Below are 18,229 nucleotides of genomic sequence, written 5' to 3'. Positions count from 1 at the left end.
CGTCCCTCGGGGCGGCTCATGCGTTTATGCGGCGAATTCCATGTACAGCGTTCGGCTGTGAACTATTCGGTCAGGAGATGATTTCATGTATAAAGCTTTAATCGTCGATGATGAAATCCTCGATTTGGAAGGGATGAGGACCTTCATACCTTGGACTGAGCTTGGCCTGGAAGTCGTGGATGCCGTGCATAACGGCTTTGAAGCCTTGAGCGTCATGGTAAGCGAAAGCATCGATGTCCTTGTCACGGACGTACATATGCCGGGCATGTCGGGCCTGGACCTTGTCAGAAAAGCAAACGAGCTATACGGCCGCATCAAAGTCATTTTTGTAAGCGGATACCAGGATTTTAACTACGTCAAGCAGGCGATTTCGCTCCATGCCTATAACTATGTCCTGAAACCGATGGACGACATGGAGTTGACCGAAGCCTTAAAAAAAATCGTGCTGGAGCTTGACGCGGAAAGACAGCGGGAAAAAACGGAGCAGGCTTACCGGCAAACCGCCAAAAACGAATATCTCCTGCAGCTTCTCGAGGGGAGCTTCACGGAAGAGGCGGAAACGATCCTGCTTGAGCATTACGGCCTCAAACACGCAAGCTGGCCCGCCCGGGCCGCCGCGCTTGAAATCGACGATTTGGGCTGGAAGCTGGAAGCGCTGCCGGAGCATGTGAAGCAGGAATGGTTCAACCGATTTTACGAATCGGCGCTGCCGATTTTTGAAGCCGCAGGCATCCGCCATATCGGGCGTACCTCCAAGCAGCGGATTTTTCTGCTGGCCGAATGCGGAGCGCAAGAACCGGATCTGGAGCAGGTCATTCGGCAGCTTCATGCGCTTCAACCTTATTCCGTGACCATCGGATTAGGGAACCGGGCGGATGGTCTTCCAGGGCTTAGGGCTTCTTACGGAGAGGCGCTCACCGCGCTGGATTACAAGCTGATCGTCGGCAAAGGAAAAGTGATTCCGCATGAAAAACTGGAAGGCGAAAGGGGCGGGGAGATCCAGGCTGCGGACCTGCCGCTCGAACCGCTTTTAAACGCCGTGCTGCATTACGACCTGGTGAAGATCAGCGATGAAGTGGACGGTTTGTTTGCTGCGGCGGCCGGGATGCGCTCCAAAGTCCAAATCCAGTATTTCGTGATGAACATTTGGCTGAGACTGGAAAGCCAGCTCAAATCGCTCAGCGACAACATGTTTCAGACCCTACAGCACGACGGGCTGCCCAGTCCCGATATGATGCTGAAATACGAAACGCTTCACGATATCCGATCCTGGTTAAGGTACCGGCTGTTCAGCGCCGCCGAAATCATCCAGAACAAAAGGCAGAAAAAAAGCGCCAAGCTGGTCGAAGAGATGATCCGTTACGTCCGGGAGCAGCTGCATGATAACGTCACGCTCAAAGAAGTGGCCGACTATTTGTCTTTTTCGCCGAATTATCTGGGTTCGCTGTTCAAAGAGGTTACGGGGACGAATTTCAGCGAATACGTGATTACGATGCGAATGGAGAAGGCGGGAGAGCTGCTCAAGGATCCGCGGATTAAAATTTATGAGGTCGCCGACAAGGTCGGGTACCGGTATATGCCGTATTTCAGCCGCCAGTTTAAAGAAGTGTTCGGCATGACGCCGGGCGAGTTCAGGAGAAAGATGTAACGTATGAAAAACGAGAACCGGTTGGATTCCAAGCGACGCATGTTTATGCCCTTCGGCATGAAGCTGTTTTTCTCTTATATGATTCTGATCATCGTCCCGATCTTTATTTTCGGGTATATTGCCAATACCATCCTGGTCGACCTTTACGGCAAACAGATGAACACCAACTTAACCGGCACGATGGCGCAGATCCGCGACAACATCAATTACAAGCTGGAGGATACCCAGCGGTTGTCCGATACGCTGTATTTCGACGAAAGCATGCCGCTGGAGATTATGAGGTACGAGGAAGGATGGGTCAGCTACCAAACGACGACCAAACTGCTGATTCCGAAGTTCCGCCAGACCGTGGATTCGACCAACCGCAAAATCTGGCTGAGCGTCTATTTGAAAAACGAAACGCTGCCGGAAATCTACAACAACGACCCGCCCGCCGCCGATCCGCTCGCCAAAGGGAAACATTGGGAACTGTTTCATCTGCGCCGGATCATGGACAAACCTTGGTATACGGGGTTTCCGAAGGAGGATTACGGCAAAACGGTCGTATGGCAGCAGGTCGAAGACGACGGCAGGTTCGGCCGGATCAGCCTGCTGCGGCGGCTCGTGGATACGCGCAATCCGCTGGATCTGGAGACGATCGGTTTCATGCGGATCAGCGTGTATTTGTCGGAAATTTTCCAGAGCGTGGACATCAACAAATTCGGAAGCGGCAGCATGCTGCTTATTCTCGACGAAAACAACCGCATCATTTACGGTTCGGGCGAAAACGTCCCGGACATGCATTCCGATTACGAGTTGATGGACGTATCCAGGTTTACGGTGCTCAGCGAAAGCCTGCCCAAGCTGAACTGGAAAATGACGGCGCTAGTCCCCGATACGATCATTCAGCAGGAAACCCGGAAAATCAATTTGCTGACGATCGTCATCTGTTTGGCAAGTTTCGTCGTAGTGCTCCTTTTCGCTCTGGGCGTCTCCCGCTTTTTCTCCAAACGGGTGTCTAAAGTCGTGTCGATTTTGAACCTGTTCCAGCAGGGAGATTTTCATAAGCGATTTCATTATAAGGGCAACGACGAATTTACGATGATCGCCTCCTCGCTGAACAAGCTGGGAGAGCAGACGGAACGGCTGATTCAGGAGGTCTACCTGACCAACCTGAAAAAAAAGCAGGCGGAGCTTGAGACGCTGCAGGCTCAAATCAATCCGCATTTTTTGTACAATACGCTGTCTTCGATCAGCCGACTGGCCAAATTCGGCCAGGTGGACAAGCAGCATCAGATGGTGATGAACCTGGCGAAATTTTACCGGCTGTCGTTAAACGACGGGCAGACGATCATAGCCATCCATAAAGAGCTGGAACAAACGCAGGCGTATTTGGACATTCAACAGGTAAAATACGGGGAACGCATGGAAGTGGAGTTTGACATCGAGCCTAGAATCGTCAATTATATGACGGTCAAGCTGATCCTGCAGCCGTTTTTGGAAAACGCGCTGCAGCACGCCTGGCGCGGAGACCATATTTATATCCGCGTGAGCGGGCGGATGGAGGAAGAGACGAATTCGATTGTATTCGAAATCGTGGATGACGGCAGCGGCATGCCCAGGGAGATGCTGAAGCAGGTCGTCTCCGGGATGAACGCACCCGGTACGCCGGGAAGCCACGGCAGGGGAAGAGGATACGGAATCCGCAACGTAAACGAACGGATCAAGCTGTATTTCGGCAAAGATTACGGCGTACAGCTGTACAGCACCCCGGGCATCGGCACGACCGTCCATATTCGCATTCCGCTGGAGCGCACGGCCTACCAGGGGAAGGAAACGCTGGATTCGAAATGGACGGGATAAAGGAAGCCCTCGCGTTAGCCGAAAATATTTCGGCAGGCGGGGGCTTTTTGGCGTGGCGCAAGGGCAGGTTAATCCGGGCGGCGTGAAAGCGGGATCGCGGCTACCGCGGCCGCTTGATCACGAACGACCCAGCTTGCTTGCTGCCAAGCTCCGGAGCGCGGGATTATCCCCTCTCGTCCGAAGAAAGATCGAGCCAGGCGAGTTCCTCGCGCGTCAGCTTGATGCGGGAACCTTCGTCGCAGGACCGCAGCTCTTCTTCGGATTGGGCGCCGATCAGCGCGCAGGTCGGGAAAGGCTGGTTCAGCACGTACGCAAGCGCGATCTGGATCGGAGTGGCGTTTTTCTCCGCGGCAAGCCGTTTGGCGCGCTCCAGCCGCTCCCAGTTGGCATCGCTGTAAAAGACCCGGACCAGGTCGGCGTTATCGCGGTTTTCGGGCGTAAACCTTCCCGTAAAGAAACCTCTGGCCTGGGAAGACCAGGAGAACAAAGGAAACTGTTCCGCTTCATGCCATTGGCAGGTTTCTTCGTCCGCCGATACGCAGCCGGGCCAAAACGGTTCGTTCGCTTTCGCGAGGCTTAGGTTCGGGCTGCTGAAGGAGAAGCCGGTCAAACCCTTTTCCGCCGCATAAGCGTTGGCGTCGCGGATCCGCTCCCATGTCCAGTTGGACACGCCGATGGCGCGTACGGTCCCGTTTTTGACGTATTCGTTCAAGATTTCGATGACTTCGCCCGCAGGCACGTTCGGATCGTCCCGGTGCAGGGCATACATGTCGATATAGTCGGTTTGCAGGCGCGACAAGCTGGCGGTGATGTCATGTTTGATCGCCTCCCGGCTGACGCGGGGTCCGTGCTGGTCGTGATGCGCGCCTTTCGTCAAAATGACCCACTCGTCCCGGTTGTTTCTTTCCTTCAAATACCGCCCGATCACTTCTTCGCTTTGTCCGCCGCAATAAATATGCGCCGAATCGACGGAATTGCCTCCGGCGGCGAAGAAGGCGTCCATGTTGGCCGCCGCCTTTTCATAATTTTCGTGATAAAAGTAGTCCGAACCTTTCATTAGCCGCGAAACCTTTTTATCCAAGCCTTGAACCGAAATGTATTCCATGGCAAGTTACCTCCCTGAAGGATTGTATGATGAATTCACCCTTATATCCCTAGACGGAAATATCCAAGACAACGAATTCTCGTCGCAGCAGTTGATCTACCTAATAAACGTGGCCGGCAATCACAGTTCGACCCGGACATGCTCCCTTGCCGACCGCAGGCAGGCATCGATAACCCGCATATTCCGGATGGCATCTTCCGGTTCGAAGCGAAGGGGGCGCCGGTGAATGATGGCAGTTGCCAAGTGGTCGGCCTGCAGCGCATAGGCGTTCACCTTCGGCACTTCGATTTCTTTGCGCTCCCCGAGCGCCGTCAAGAAAAAGTTGTCGCTTCCGACGAAAGCGGAAGGGAGCTCGATGATGCCTTCGGTTCCCAAAATCTCGAGCGGATTCCGGAAAGCGGCCCACATGCCGCAATCAAACGTCAGGGCTACCGATCCTTCGAACTCCAGAAGCCCCGAAGCCATCATGTCGACGTCATCATGCTCCGCGGAGAAAAAAGCGTTTACCGTTGCCGCGACCGGTTCTTTGCCGAGGAGCATCCGGGCGGCATGGATCGGATAGCAGCCGACGTCGTAAATCGACCCGCCGCCCCATTCCTTTTTGTAACGGACGTTGCCCTTGTCGCCCGCGTTATTGAACGTAAACGCGCCGCGGATTCCGCGGATGTCGCCGATCGCCCCGGAAGAGATCAAATCCCGGATCATATCGTAGCGGGGATGGTAACGGTACATAAACGCTTCCGACAAGTATACGCCGGCGGCTGCCGCGGCTTCCGCCATTTCCACGGCTTCGGCTTCGGTCAGGGCCAGCGGTTTTTCGCATAAAATGTGTTTGCCGGCTTCGGCTGCGCGGATCGTCCATTCTTTATGAAGATGATTAGGCAGCGGTATGTAAACGACATCGATGGAGGGGTCTTCGAGCAGCTCCTCATAACTGCCGTAGGCCACCGGGATATTCAGTTGTTCCGCCGTTTGTTTGGCTTTATCGAGATCGCGGCTTGCGATGGCATGCACCTCGTTCAGTTCGGACTCTTGTACGCCCGGGATGACGGAACGTTTGGCAATGCCGGCACAGCCGAGAATCCCCCATTTTAATGTTTTCGGACTCATCGGGATCATCAACTCCTTTATGGTTCGGAAAGCCCCGCAAACGACGATGAAAGCGGTTTACATGATTTGCGTTTGAAGGCTTTATAATATGATATTGCCATTATAAAATAGCGAATTTAAAATTAATATAATACGATTTTGCAATCGATTATAAATATATTGTCATTTATGGAGATGAGGCCGTGCAAAGGCAAATTCACCTGCTGACGCTGCCCGACATGCCGTTTTTTTGCTTTCCGGAATCGGTGGGCCATTACCGGCAAGAACCGGAACACAGCGTTTTTCGGGAGGCGGGGGCGTTAAACAATTTTAATATCCATTACGTCGCCGCAGGCAAAGGGTACGTTGAGATCGACGGGGAGACCCACGAGCTGGGGCCGGGGGAGGCCGTGCTCTATTTCCCGATGCAGCGCCAGCGGTATTACAGCAGCAAGGAGGAGCCGTGGGACGTGCGCTGGATCCATTTTTACGGGACGGGACTCCAGGAATATTTGATCGGCAGAGGTTTTCATGAGAGTCCGCTGTGGACCGTCCGCAACCGGCAAGCGTTCGAGCAGGCCCACGAGGCGCTGCTTCATGAAGCCGAAACCTACCGGATGCTGCATTCTTCCCATCTATCCACGCTGACGTATGCGCTGCTGGCCGAATTTATCGCGCATGCGGCCGCATTAACCCGGGGCAATTCGAAAACGTCGGGCAACCGGATCCTGGAATTGCTGCCCGTCATGCAGCAGGAGGCCGCGCAGCCGTTTATCCTGGAGGAATGGGCGGGAAGGCTTGGCGTCAGCAGCTATTATTTCTGCAAGCTGTTCCGCAGCGTCACGGAAATGACTCCGATGGAATTCGTGACGAGATGCCGGCTGCAGATGGCCAAACAGTGGCTGCTGGAGAGGAAGGAGACGACGATCGGGCAAATCGCCAAAGATGCCGGGTATCCGAGCGTCAGTTACTTCAACAAACGGTTTATGGAGCATGAGGGCATGACCCCGACGGCGTATCGGCGGTTGTACGGGGTGTTGTCATGAAGCGGGGCAAGCGAACCATCCATTCATGGATGATGACCGGCCGTCGTTCATCAAGAAGACCGAAAGCTCGTTTGCCACGGCTGGGAATCATGATAAGAAAATATGGAGGGAAACGATGATGAAAGCGATCGTCTTTGGCGCAACAGGCGGTACGGGATTGCACGTCGTCAAGCGGCTGCTGGATCTGGATTATCAAGTGACGGCGGTTGTGCGGGAGCCATCCCGGTTTACGGAGAACGGCAAAAAGCTGCATATCGTTCAAGGAGATGTTTTGAATCCGTCGTCTTTGCTGAAACCGATGGAAGGAGCGGACGTTGTTCTATCCGCGCTGGGGGTAAATCACCGCAAACCGACCAACGTGTATTCCGAAGGAACCCGTAATATGATGAACGCGATGCGCCATGCTGGAACAAAGCGGATCGTTTGTTTGTCGGCGTCTACGCTCGCCCTTCCTCCGGAAACGCCGTTGTTATCCCGCATCATTACGGAACAAATCGTGATGCGTTTGTTTAAAAATCTGTATGAGGACATGGCTCGTATGGAGCACGAGATCAAAAACTCAGGGCTGGATTGGACCATTATTCGACCGCCAAGATTAGTAGATGGTCCCCCGAAGGGACATTACAGAGTGGCCATAAACGAACCCATGAAAAAGCCAAAGGGACTCCAAGGACTTACGCGTGGAGATTTGGCATCGTGCATGATCGAGCAGGTACATCATCCCCAATCCATTTGCGGCATCGTGGAAGTGACCTATTAACAGCCGAATGGCAATCCATCAATAAAACGGCAGCCCGTTCAAAAAGAACGGGCTGCCGTATGATAGAGTCACATTTTAAGCAGAACGATGGTCGGGGAAGAACTAACGGGCTTCCATCCGTTAAGCCGGAGAAATGGTTGCGGGCTGTGCCTCGACGGCGCCTCCCGAAGCGCCCTGCTGCAGCTGATACATTTGATAATACCGGCCGCCAAGCAGCATCAGCTCGTCATGCGTGCCGCGTTCGACGATTTCCCCGCGGTGCAGCACGAGGATCTGATCGGCGCTGCGGATGGTTGACAGGCGGTGCGCGATGATGAACGTCGTCCGGCCTTTTTTCAGCACCTCCAGCGCGGATTGGATCAGGCTTTCGGTTTCGGTATCGATGTTGGCCGTCGCTTCGTCCAGAATAAGGATCGCCGGGTCGTAGGCAAGCGCGCGCGCAAAAGAGATCAACTGCCGCTGCCCCGCGGACAACGTGCTGCCTTTTTCGATCACCGGCTCGTCGAAGCCTTGCGGCAAATGGGCAAGGATCCGTTCGGCGCCGACGTCGCGCAGCGCTTTTTCGATTTGCTCGCGCGATATTTTCTCGTCGCCGAGGCTGACGTTCGAAGCGATGGTACCCGTGAACAGATACGGATCTTGGAGCACGATCCCCATATGATGCCGGATCCACTGCTTCGGCAACTCCTTGACGTCCTGGCCGTCGATCGTAATCGTCCCTTTTTGCGGGTCGTAAAAACGGAACAGGAGGTTGATGATCGAGCTTTTGCCGGAGCCGGTATGGCCCACGAGCGCAACCGTCTGGCCTTGCTTCGCTTCGAAGCTGATGTTTTTCAGCACGTAGTTTTCTTTTTTATAGGCAAACGATACGTTTTTGAACTCCACGTCGCCTTTGTAACGCGGCATTGTGCCGTCGGTTACGTCCTCGCCCGGCTCATCCATCAGCGTGAAGACCCGGCCGGCGGATACCATGGAGGAATCCAACGCCGCGAGCTGGTTCACCATGCCGGTAATCGGCTGGAACAAGCGGCCGAGCACGTCGACGAAGGCGTAGAGCACGCCAAGCGATACGGCCGTTCCGCCCGACAGCGCACCGAATCCGAAGTAGGCGAGGATGACCGCAAACGAAAAGCTGCGGAGCACGTTAACCAGGTTATGCGACGTAAAAGCGTTCAGGTTCAGCATTTTGTTCTGGTGTTTCATGTAATCGTCGTTTAACGCTTCGAATTCCTCGCGGGTTTGCTTGTGTCTGCGGAAGACGCGGATAATGGACATCCCTTGGATCGATTCGTTAATGATGGCGTTGATTTCGCTCAGGCGAGACCGGATGATCGTATTGTATTTGGTCGCAAGCTTCCGGTACAGCACGATCCAGGCGATCAGGAGCGGGATGATGAATAGGCAGACGAGACCAAGCCGCACGTCCAGCAGGAAAAGCGCGATGTAAACGCCCGTAATATAAATGACGCCGGAGCTGAAATTGGCGAGCACGGCCACGAACAGATCCTTTACCGCTTCGGTATCGTTCGTGATCCGGGAGACGACTTTGCCGGCAGGCAGCGTATCGAAAAAATAGACCGGCAAACGCTGCATATGGGCATAAACGTCGTTCCTGAGCTTTTGAATGACCTTGTTGGCGGATGCTTGCAGCCAGTACGTTTTGCCGAATTCCGTAAAGATGCTGATGACCAAAAAGACGCAGTACAAGCCCACCAGCTTCAATATTCCGGGGATTTCAGGCTTGTAAAAGGAATACAGCTCGGCGGCCGACAGCTTTTCCGCCGGATATTGCGCTACCTTGTCGCCGTATTGGATGGTCATCAGGCCGTCCGCAAAGGTTCGTTCGCCTTCCGGGGAAGCCACGGGCTGGTTGATGAAATAAAAGCTGCGGCCGGACTGCAGCAGGCGCACCTCGGCGCCCTTCGTTTCGCCCGGCTCGAAGCGATCGCCCCGCTTGTAATAATGCCCTTTATATTCGGCCGCTTGCTCGGCCGACGCCGTTTCGTAATAAGGCCGTTCGATGCCCAGCATATGATCGTCGATCATGCTTTTGGCGATGAAGGGTCCGGCCAGTTCTGCCCCGACGCCGATGGCAAGGGCGATAAAAGCGGCGATGAAAATGCCTTTGGCGGTCAGCGCGTATTGGAACAAACGCCTTCCGGTCCCGGGATTAGGAGTCATATGATGCTTCCTCCTCGTTCGTCAGATTGTTTTCGACCTGCTGCCGTTCGAACTGCTCGCGGTACCACCCGCCGCGTTCCAGCAGCTCGGCATGGGTTCCTTCTTCGATGATGAGTCCTTCGTCCAGCACGATGATCCAATCCGCATGTTCGATTGCGGAAAGGCGGTGGGTCGAAATCAGCGTGGTTTTTCCGGCGCGATGTTCGCGGATGTTATCCACGATGCGCGCTTCCGTGCGGGCGTCGACGGCGGAGAGGGCGTCGTCCAGAATCAGGATTTCCGGGTCGGAGATAAAAGCCCGGGCCAAAGAAACGCGCTGTTTTTGTCCTCCCGAAAGCGAGACGCCTTTTTCGCCGACTAGGGTGTCGAGACCGTCGGAGAGCGTGTGCAGGTCCTTATCGAATGCGGCCGTGGCGATGGCGTTCATGATGGTGCCGTCATCCGCCTGATGTTTGCCGAATTGGATGTTTTCGCGGACCGATTTGGAGAACAGGATCTGCTCCTGCGGCACATAGCCGATCCAGCCGTGAAGCTGGTCTTTGGCGATTTGCTCGATCGGCGTATCCGAGATCAGGATTTCGCCGGTTCCGGTCGGATACTCGTGCAAGAGCTGCTTCAGCAGCGTCGATTTGCCGCTTCCCGTCCGCCCGACGACGCCGAGCGTTTGCCCGCGCCGGATCGAAAGGTTGATATGCTTCAGATTATCCACCGTCGAGGTGGGATAACGGAACGTCACGTCCTTGAACGCAATGGTGTCCGGCGAATCGACGCGAACCGGTTGAGGGACGTCCTGCACGTCGGGAACGACCGACAGCGTTTCGTCGACGCGGTCCAGCGACGCGCTTCCCCGCTGCATGATGTTAATCAATTCGCCGATGGCGAACATCGGCCAAATCATCATCCCGAGGTACATATTAAACGATACGAGGTCGCCTAGGGTGATCTGGTTTTTGAATACGAGATAAATGCCGAAAGCAAGCCCGATCACGTAGCTGAGCCCGACGCACAGCCGGATGGTAGGCTCGAACAAGGCGTCCAGCTTGGCGACGCGCATATTTTTGCGGTAGACGTCATCGGCGATCGCCTGGAAACGGCGTTCGTCCGATCTTTCCTGGACGTAAGCACGGATGACGCGCACGCCGGCCACCGACTCCAGCACCTGGTCGTTCATGTCGCCGAAGGCGTCTTGGGCTTCCGTGTAACGTTCATGAATGACTTTGCCGTATATTTTCATCGCAATCGCAATGAACGGCAGCGGCAGGATGGCTGCGAGCGTCAGCTTCCAGCTGATCAGGAAGCCCATGGCAAACAGGATCACGGCCAGATACGCCGTCGAGTCGGTCATGACGAGCATGCCGAACCCGGCCGTATTGGCGACGGCGCGCAGGTCGTTGGTCGCCCGGGCCATCAGGTCGCCGGTACGGTTCCGTTCGAAAAACGGCGGCGTCATGCGCAGCAGCTGGTTCATGTAACGGGAGCGCAGGATGCGCTCCACCAGATTGGCGCCCCCAAACAGCTTGTGCATCCATATGTACGTGAAGATGTAGATCAGGATCAGGGTCACGATGATCAGCGCGATGTATTTCGTGAGCGATGCCCAGGTGATGGAGCCGCGCACGATTTCATCGATGGCGCTTCCCAGCAGCCGGGGCGGAAACAGCTCGCCGATGCCGCAAATGATCAGCATGAACAGGCCGATTAAATAGCGTTTTTTTTCTTGGCGGAAAAACCAGCCCAGTTTCTTTAATACAGAGAACAAAATCTTTCACTTCCCTTCGTACGTTTCTCTTTGTGCCGGTAAGTCAACTGCCGGAGAACAAGGACATTAAAAAAAAGGCATACTGCCCGTAAACGGACGATATGCCTTTGCGATCCAAACATCTATCATGCGTACGGTTGACGGTAGACGCAAGCCGAGCATGAGGAGTGGCTAATATTCGTTGGCTCCTTGAAACCTGTTTCCAAATTTCAACAATCAGTTCCACCAGCTGGGCTGCGACGGTATTCAATTGTCGGTTGATTCCGTTGATGATCGATGAAATTGAACACGTTCGCCCACCCTTTCTTCGGTCAGGATTTGACGGCGCATGGGGCGGGAAGCCCGGATACCCGTCATACCTTCTGGTAATAAATTGAATTTCAGACCTCGTATGCTGAGAATTTTATCACCCTCCTCGAACGTCTGTCAATTTATATTTTCCTAAGTCGTCATATTCAAGTTATGATATATTGGAGATAGGCAATGACGTTGCCTAGCCACAACAACGAAGGGAATGAAGCAGATGGAACTTCGAATCAGCAACGACGCGGCAAAATGGTACATCAAGGAACTGGAGCTGCAGCCCGGCAGCGCGCTTCGCTTCTTTCCCCGCTATAGCTCTGGAGGGGGCCTTCATCCCGGCTTTTCGCTGGGCATCTCGGTCGAAGGGCCCGAGCGTCCGCTGCTCAAGCAAGAGGTCGAAGGGATCACCTTTTTTATAGAAGAGCAGGACGGTTGGTATTTGGAAGGTTATGATCTGGTCGTCCGGTACTTGGAATCCCTGGATGACATCGATTATGTTTACGAAGCGAATCAAGATCGTACGCCTTCAAGCGCCGGGTAATAAGCAAATTGGGATTTGCGGAAGGAGGGAGAAGCTTGTCTCATTTGGACCGTGATTTCCGCCAATACATTAAAAAAGCGTCCAAAATTACCGTGCAGGTAGCGATCCTCGTCAGAAACAATGCCGGGGAAATGCTGCTGCAGCAGCGGGCGGGGGCTGAGGAATGGGGGCTTCCCCTCGGGTCCATGACACCTGGAGAATCGCTGGAGGATGCGGCCCGCCGGGAGCTGTGGGAGGAGACGTCCCTGACGGCCAAAGAGGTCAGGCTGGTGCAAATGTTTTCCGGCCCGGAATTCAAAAAGGTCGCCAAAAACGGGGATGAGGAATTTTTGGTCATTGCGCTGTACGAAGCCGACGGGCTTCAGAGCGAGCTTGATTTCAGAGCCGAGGTGAACAAGGCGCTCCGTTTTTTCGGAGAGCCGCTGCCCGCCCTCGATGCGCTTACCTTAACTCTCCTCGAGCACTGCCGCGGATAACGAATGCCGCGCATGAAAAAACTCCTTTCCGGCCGGAAAGGAGTTTCTTGCTGACCGCGCCCGAAAGGGCGCCGGGGATCAAATATGGTGCGAAAACGGATCGGATTCCACCGCGAACTGGAAATCGTCGATGTCGTATACCGTGACCGGTACCGCGGCGTCGATGATGCGGTGAATCAGCTCGGGCTGATCCGTCAGCAGCGGCACCTGCTCCCGCTGGGAAACGAGCAGCAGCTCCGTTTCGACCGGATCAAAAAATTCCCCGTACGGAGCGGTATCCATGGCGTTGACCACGGTGATCCGCGCCGTTTCGCCGATCAGGATGGAAGAGCTTTTTGCCCAAGGCACGTTGAGCCCTTTTTGGATCTTTTTCTTGTTTAACGGCTCTTCGAGATAATCGACGAGTTCCCTGATTTTTTCTTTCACGTGTTTGTCGTCGTCGCTGTTGCTCATGAGCGGCTCGTCGCTGGAAATGAATTCGTACAGCTCGAGCAAACTGGTATACGGTACCATATATTCAACCGGCACGGGAGTCAGCAGCAGTTCTCCGTAAATCGCCAGCATGACAGCTTCCGTAACGAATTGTCTTGACATTTGGGTCCTCCTGAAGGTCCTGCCGCAGCGGCAAGGGCTATGGTTTCGATAGATTTGGGCGCAAGAAAACGTTTCTTGCAACTTAAGGATATATAATCATTGTAAAGGGGAAATGTCAACCGGTGAACGGCCCGCCTCTTCCGGTCAGCCCAGGGAATCCGCGCAAAAACCTATCATACAAGCCTGGAAAGGGGAGTGTACATTCATTTGAATCATTGGAGATCTTATTATCGATTCGTCAAACCTTATACGAAATGGATTATTTTAACGTTGATCATCGGGATGGTCAAATTCGGGATCCCGCTTACGCTGCCGATGATTTTGAAATACGTCGTGGACGATTTGCTGCTCAATCCCCAAAAGACGCTGGAGGAGCAGGTCACGCAGCTGTTTCTGATTTTGGGCGGCGCTCTGGTATTGTTTATCATCGTGCGCGGACCCGTCGAATATTTGCGGCAGTATTTTGCCCAGTTCATCACAAGCAGGGTATTGTTCGACATGCGGAACAAGCTGTATGCCCATCTTCAGCGGCTTTCCTTGCGCTATTACCAAAACACGAAGGTCGGCGAAGCGATTTCCAGGTTCATTAACGACGTCGAACAAACGAAAAACATCGTGGAAGTCGGCATGATGAATATTTGGCTGGACATGTTCACGCTGCTGTTCGTGCTTGGGGCGATGTTCTATCTGAATCCGGTGCTTACGCTGGTGGCGATTGCGATCTTGCCGCTGTACGGCATCGCGGTCAACATTTTATACAAGCGGCTCAAAAAGCTGACCAAAGACCGCTCGCAGGCGCTGGCCGGCATACAGGCCTATTTGCATGAACGGATTCAGGGAATCTCCGTAATCCGCAGCTTTACGCTCGAACGCCATGACCATCGGCAGTTTACCGAAATCAACCGGAACTTTTTGAATAAAGCGATGGCCCAAACGCGCTGGAATGCGCTGACGTTTGCCGTGATCAATACGTTGACCGACATCGCGCCGCTGCTCGTCATCGGCCACGGAGGCTACCGTGTCATCCACCATAGCTTGACCATCGGCACCTTCGTCGCCTTTTTCGGTTATCTGGACAAGCTGTACGCGCCCCTCAAACGGCTGATCAACTCATCCACCGTGCTTACCCAAGCTTCCGCTTCGCTGGAGCGGGTGATGGAGCTGATGGACGAGCCGTATGACATCGTCGATGCCGAGGATGCGAAAAAACTGGACGCCCCGGCGCGTTCGATTACGTTTGACGGGGTATGGTTCAAATATAACGACCAGGGCGATTGGGTGCTCAAAGACGTCAACCTGGAGATTCGCCACGGCCAAACCGTCGCCTTCGTCGGCATGAGCGGCGGGGGAAAATCGAGCCTTATTTCGCTGATCCCGCGATTTTACGACATTCAGAAGGGCAGCGTGTCCATCAACGGGCAGGACGTACGAAAACTGACGATGGAAAGCGTCCGCGGTTCGGTCGGCATGGTGCTTCAGGACAACTTTTTGTTCAGCGGATCGGTGAAGGACAACATTCTTGTCGGCAATCCGGACGCTACGGACGAAGAAGTCAAAGAAGCGGCCATCCGCGCCAACGCCCATGATTTCATCATGGATTTGCCGGACGGCTACGATACGGAAGTCGGGGAACGGGGCGTCAAGCTGTCGGGCGGGCAAAAGCAGCGGATCGCCATCGCCCGCGTGTTTTTGAAAGACCCGGACATTCTCGTGCTGGACGAAGCGACGTCGGCGCTGGATCTGGAGTCGGAGCATTTGATCCAGCAGGCGCTGCAGTCCTTGTCCGCGAACCGGACGACGCTGATCGTTGCCCACCGCCTGTCGACGATCACGCACGCGGACCAGATCGTGGTCATGGAACACGGCATGATTACCGAACAGGGAACGCATGCCGAGCTGATGGCGATCGGCGGCAGCTACGCCAGACTGTTTAACGTGCAGCATCTCGAGGTATGAACGCAAAAGAGCCTTGGCTGAAGAAAGCCAAGGCTCTTTTTTTGCGGAATGGATGATCATGTTTTTCCGATCAGAAGCGATAATATCCCGGCCGCGATGAGCGGGCCGACCGGCACGCCGCGCAGCAGCGCCACGCCAAGCACGGTCCCGATCAGAAGCCCGGCGACGACCGTCGGATTCATCGACATCAGGGTCGCTCCCCGGCCTCCGAGATAGGCAACCAACATGCCGACGGCGATCGCAAGCAGCGATTTCCAGTTCAAAAACGATTCCCCAATCGTTTGCAGGCTCATTTTTCCGCTCGCGAGAGGCGTCATGACGCCAATGGTCAAGATGATGATGCCGACCGTCAGCCCATATTTCTCAAGCCAAGGAAACAGCTGATGCAAATGGAGCACCCGGATCAGCAGCAGCACGATCATCGCTATGGTGATCGGCGTATTGCTGCTGATGATGCCCAGAGCCGCCATAAGCAGCAAAATCAATGACGTGAAGTCCATCCGGATCCCCCTTCGCTGTAAACGAATTCGATGATTTCACATAAAACGCCCGAAGCCCGGCTGACGCCTAAGGCGTACCGGCGCCTTCTATACAGCAGTATTCTTACCGCAGGCGAAAAATATCCGTTTTCGGCCGAACGGCCATGGCCGGGCGCCAAAAACGGATGTTTTATCGTTATCCTCTGGTTTTCATGATATGCTGCGCGATCAGGGCGCCATGTTTGCGTCCCGTTTCAATGAACACCTCGTTCGCGTTCCGCCCCGAGGCGATTACGCCGGCCACGTAAAGGCCGGGTACGTTGCTTTCCATCGTTTCCGGGTCGTACCGCGGTTTTTCCATGTCGTCGTCAAGCTCCACGCCGCAGGAGGTGAGAAGCTTCCGGTCCGGGCGGAATCCGGTCAAAGCCAGGACGAAATCATTTTCGATCCGGACCTTATCGCCGTTTTTGCCCGTAATTTCGACCGAGTCCTCGGTAATTTCCGTGACGTGCGACTGTACGTGCACGGTGATTTTCCCTTTTTCCACCATCGCTTCGAATACCGGCCGCACCCAAGGTTTGATGTTCTCGGACACCGTCTCGCCGCGGTAGATCATATCGATCCGGGCGCCGACGCGGATCAGTTCCATGGCCGCATCGACGGCCGAATTGCTGCCTCCGATGATGGCTACCTTCATGCCGCTGTAGGGATGGGCTTCGCGGAAATAATGCGTGACCTTGTCCAGCTCTTCCCCCGGAATGCCGATGTAGTTGGGATGGTCGAAGTAACCGGTCGAGATGACGACGTTTCGCGCTTCGTAGCGGTGATGCTTTCCGGTGCGGTCCGCCGTATGGACGACAAAGGTTTGGTCCGCTTTTTTCTCGACCGAAAGGGCTTCTTCGTATTGCGAAATTTCAAGCCCGTAATGCGAGGCGACCTTGCGGTAATAAGCAAGCGCTTCATACCGGTACGGCTTCTCGTTGGACGAAGGAAACGGAACATCGCCGATCTCCAGCAGCTCGGCCGTGCTGAAAAATTGCATATGGGTCGGGTATAAAAATATGGAATGCACGATGCAGTGCTTTTCGATGATCCGCGTGGAAAGCCCCCTGCGTTGACACTCGATGGCTGCGGATAATCCGCAGGGGCCGGCTCCGATAATAATGACATCTTGCATGACGTTTGGTTCCTCCTCTGACTAAAACAATTCACATACCATCGTAACGCAATTGACTGACAAAAACCAGCAGCATTCCCGGGATTAAATGGGCGAAAACAGGTTGACAAATCTATTTAGACATAAATATAATTAGTTTAAGATGAAATTAGATAATCATAAAATTAGTTGAGTTTTAAATGATTCGTATATCCATCGTTCGCGTCCATGACTCTAAAGAAAGGATGACAATATGCAGCTCGAGAAAATCGTCAATTACCATAAGGCTTTGGCCGACCCGACCCGGCTTCGAATCCTGCTGCTGCTCTCCGAAGGCGAGATGAACGGCCAGGCGCTGGCCGAAAAACTGAACATTTCCCAGCCGACGGTGACTCATCACGCCGCGAAGCTCAGGGAGGCGGCGCTCATTACGGAACGCCGCGAGAAGAATACGGTTTATTTTGCCCAAAACCGTTATTTTATCCAGCAGCACGCGCAGGCATCGCTTGAATTGATCTTGAGGGAAGGAGGGAAAGAAATGACCACGACCGCAAATGAGCAAATGAAAAGCGCGGTGATCCGCAACTTTTTCGCCAAAGACGGACGCTTGCGTTCGATACCGGCCCAGTACAAGAAAAAGCTGATTGCGCTGGAGCATGTGGTGGAGCGGCTGGAACCGGGCCGAAAATACACGGAAAAGGAAATCAACGAGTTCATCAAACAGTTCCACGAGGATTATGCTACCATCCGCCGGGAATTCATCATGCACCAGTTCATGTACCGCGAAGACGGAATTTACGAGCTGAATCCGCGCGAGCTTTGGACCCGTTGGGAGGACGTCAAATAAAAAGGGCTTGACAACGGCTTCATCTGCTGGTTATGATGGCAGCATATGACAGGAAAGGAGACGATAAATCATGAAAAACAACACATCCATTGCCGCAAACGCCATTCGTTCGACAAGCATATCGGTCTCCTTTCATCGGCTTAAGAAGATTCCCGTGTTCTGATACGACATGAGGGAATGATTTTCATATGCCGCGGAGACCTGACGTCTCCGCGCTTTTTTTTGCCGTTTTGCGCGCAAAAGCCCCGGAGCGTTTCGTTCCGGGGCTTTTTGTGTCGGAGATGTCCTGCTTCAAACGGATGTTGCTGGAGACGAAAACACGCCGACAGGCGTTTTTCTGCGGGCTGCCGCGAAATTTCCCTGAACCCCGCCGCCGGACTTAACGGGCGGCCGAAGGAATGGGAACGGATGATGCGGCATCCCGGAATATATTGGCGCCGGCCCCGC

The 18,229-nt window shown here is 54.2% G+C and carries 15 protein-coding genes; 8 read left to right on the top strand and 7 right to left on the bottom strand.

All coding sequences use genetic code 11. The features are described from left to right. Positions 1-85 precede the first annotated feature (85 nt). Together MKY58_RS16610 and MKY58_RS16605 are read left to right on the top strand one after the other, a co-directional pair. Positions 86-1,648 (top strand): response regulator, encoded by a 1,563-nt coding sequence (locus MKY58_RS16610; protein ID WP_339321263.1) that lies wholly within the window; start codon positions 86-88, stop codon positions 1,646-1,648. Positions 1,649-1,651: 3 nt separating this feature from the next. Next, positions 1,652-3,490, top strand: coding sequence for a sensor histidine kinase (locus tag MKY58_RS16605; protein WP_339321262.1), 1,839 nt, complete (start codon positions 1,652-1,654; stop codon positions 3,488-3,490). Between the two features lie 163 nt (positions 3,491-3,653). Here MKY58_RS16605 and MKY58_RS16600 read toward each other — a convergent pair whose 3' ends face one another. Both MKY58_RS16600 and MKY58_RS16595 read right to left on the bottom strand, forming a co-directional pair. Further along, complete coding sequence (locus MKY58_RS16600) at positions 3,654-4,595, bottom strand: aldo/keto reductase (RefSeq protein ID WP_339321261.1); 942 nt, start codon at positions 4,593-4,595, stop codon at positions 3,654-3,656. A gap of 120 nt (positions 4,596-4,715) precedes the next feature. Continuing rightward, positions 4,716-5,705, bottom strand: coding sequence for a Gfo/Idh/MocA family oxidoreductase (locus MKY58_RS16595; protein WP_036707071.1), 990 nt, complete (start codon positions 5,703-5,705; stop codon positions 4,716-4,718). A 182-nt stretch (positions 5,706-5,887) separates the two neighbouring features. Here MKY58_RS16595 and MKY58_RS16590 point away from each other — a divergent pair, with 182 nt between their 5' ends. Continuing rightward, on the top strand, positions 5,888-6,730 hold the full coding sequence (locus MKY58_RS16590; RefSeq protein ID WP_339321260.1) for an AraC family transcriptional regulator: 843 nt from the start codon (positions 5,888-5,890) through the stop codon (positions 6,728-6,730). A gap of 115 nt (positions 6,731-6,845) precedes the next feature. After that, positions 6,846-7,490 carry an SDR family oxidoreductase gene (locus MKY58_RS16585; RefSeq protein ID WP_339321259.1) on the top strand — a complete coding sequence of 215 codons (645 nt, stop codon included), beginning with the start codon at positions 6,846-6,848 and terminating at the stop codon, positions 7,488-7,490. 120 nt (positions 7,491-7,610) lie between these two features. On the opposite strand, the gene MKY58_RS16580 is transcribed toward MKY58_RS16585, so the two are convergent. Both MKY58_RS16580 and MKY58_RS16575 read right to left on the bottom strand, forming a co-directional pair. After that, positions 7,611-9,671: an ABC transporter ATP-binding protein gene (locus MKY58_RS16580; RefSeq protein ID WP_339321258.1), complete on the bottom strand. Its 2,061-nt coding sequence runs from the start codon at positions 9,669-9,671 to the stop codon at positions 7,611-7,613. Further along, positions 9,661-11,430 carry an ABC transporter transmembrane domain-containing protein gene (locus tag MKY58_RS16575; RefSeq protein WP_339321257.1) on the bottom strand — a complete coding sequence of 590 codons (1,770 nt, stop codon included), beginning with the start codon at positions 11,428-11,430 and terminating at the stop codon, positions 9,661-9,663. Before MKY58_RS16575 ends, MKY58_RS16580 begins: the two co-directional genes overlap by 11 nt. 523 nt (positions 11,431-11,953) lie before the next feature. Between MKY58_RS16575 and MKY58_RS16570 the strand changes: the two genes are divergently transcribed. Beyond that, the gene (locus tag MKY58_RS16570) at positions 11,954-12,274 is read left to right on the top strand and encodes a HesB/YadR/YfhF family protein (RefSeq protein ID WP_036707077.1); all 321 of its coding nucleotides are present in this window, start codon (positions 11,954-11,956) and stop codon (positions 12,272-12,274) included. A 35-nt stretch (positions 12,275-12,309) separates the two neighbouring features. After that, positions 12,310-12,750, top strand: a complete 441-nt coding sequence (locus MKY58_RS16565; protein WP_339321256.1) for an NUDIX domain-containing protein — start codon at positions 12,310-12,312, stop codon at positions 12,748-12,750. 78 nt (positions 12,751-12,828) lie between these two features. Here MKY58_RS16565 and MKY58_RS16560 read toward each other — a convergent pair whose 3' ends face one another. Next, entirely contained in the window at positions 12,829-13,344 is a 516-nt protein-coding gene (locus tag MKY58_RS16560) for an ADP-heptose synthase (protein WP_339321255.1), read from the bottom strand. A gap of 207 nt (positions 13,345-13,551) precedes the next feature. Between MKY58_RS16560 and MKY58_RS16555 the strand changes: the two genes are divergently transcribed. After that, entirely contained in the window at positions 13,552-15,300 is a 1,749-nt protein-coding gene (locus MKY58_RS16555) for an ABC transporter ATP-binding protein (protein WP_339321254.1), read from the top strand. A gap of 56 nt (positions 15,301-15,356) precedes the next feature. Here MKY58_RS16555 and MKY58_RS16550 read toward each other — a convergent pair whose 3' ends face one another. Both MKY58_RS16550 and MKY58_RS16545 read right to left on the bottom strand, forming a co-directional pair. Beyond that, on the bottom strand, positions 15,357-15,800 hold the full coding sequence (locus tag MKY58_RS16550; RefSeq protein ID WP_036707089.1) for a DUF441 domain-containing protein: 444 nt from the start codon (positions 15,798-15,800) through the stop codon (positions 15,357-15,359). 175 nt (positions 15,801-15,975) lie between these two features. Beyond that, positions 15,976-16,956 carry a YpdA family putative bacillithiol disulfide reductase gene (locus MKY58_RS16545; RefSeq protein WP_036707093.1) on the bottom strand — a complete coding sequence of 327 codons (981 nt, stop codon included), beginning with the start codon at positions 16,954-16,956 and terminating at the stop codon, positions 15,976-15,978. 232 nt (positions 16,957-17,188) lie between these two features. Between MKY58_RS16545 and MKY58_RS16540 the strand changes: the two genes are divergently transcribed. Next, a complete protein-coding gene (locus MKY58_RS16540; RefSeq protein ID WP_339321253.1) occupies positions 17,189-17,782 on the top strand; it encodes a metalloregulator ArsR/SmtB family transcription factor in 594 nt (197 codons plus the stop codon). The last annotated feature ends 447 nt before the right edge of the window (positions 17,783-18,229 follow it).

The sequence above is a fragment of the Paenibacillus sp. FSL W8-0194 genome, assembly GCF_037969745.1.
GTDB lineage: Bacteria > Bacillota > Bacilli > Paenibacillales > Paenibacillaceae > Paenibacillus_AQ > Paenibacillus_AQ cookii.
This window is presented reverse-complemented; position numbering and strand designations above follow the sequence as displayed.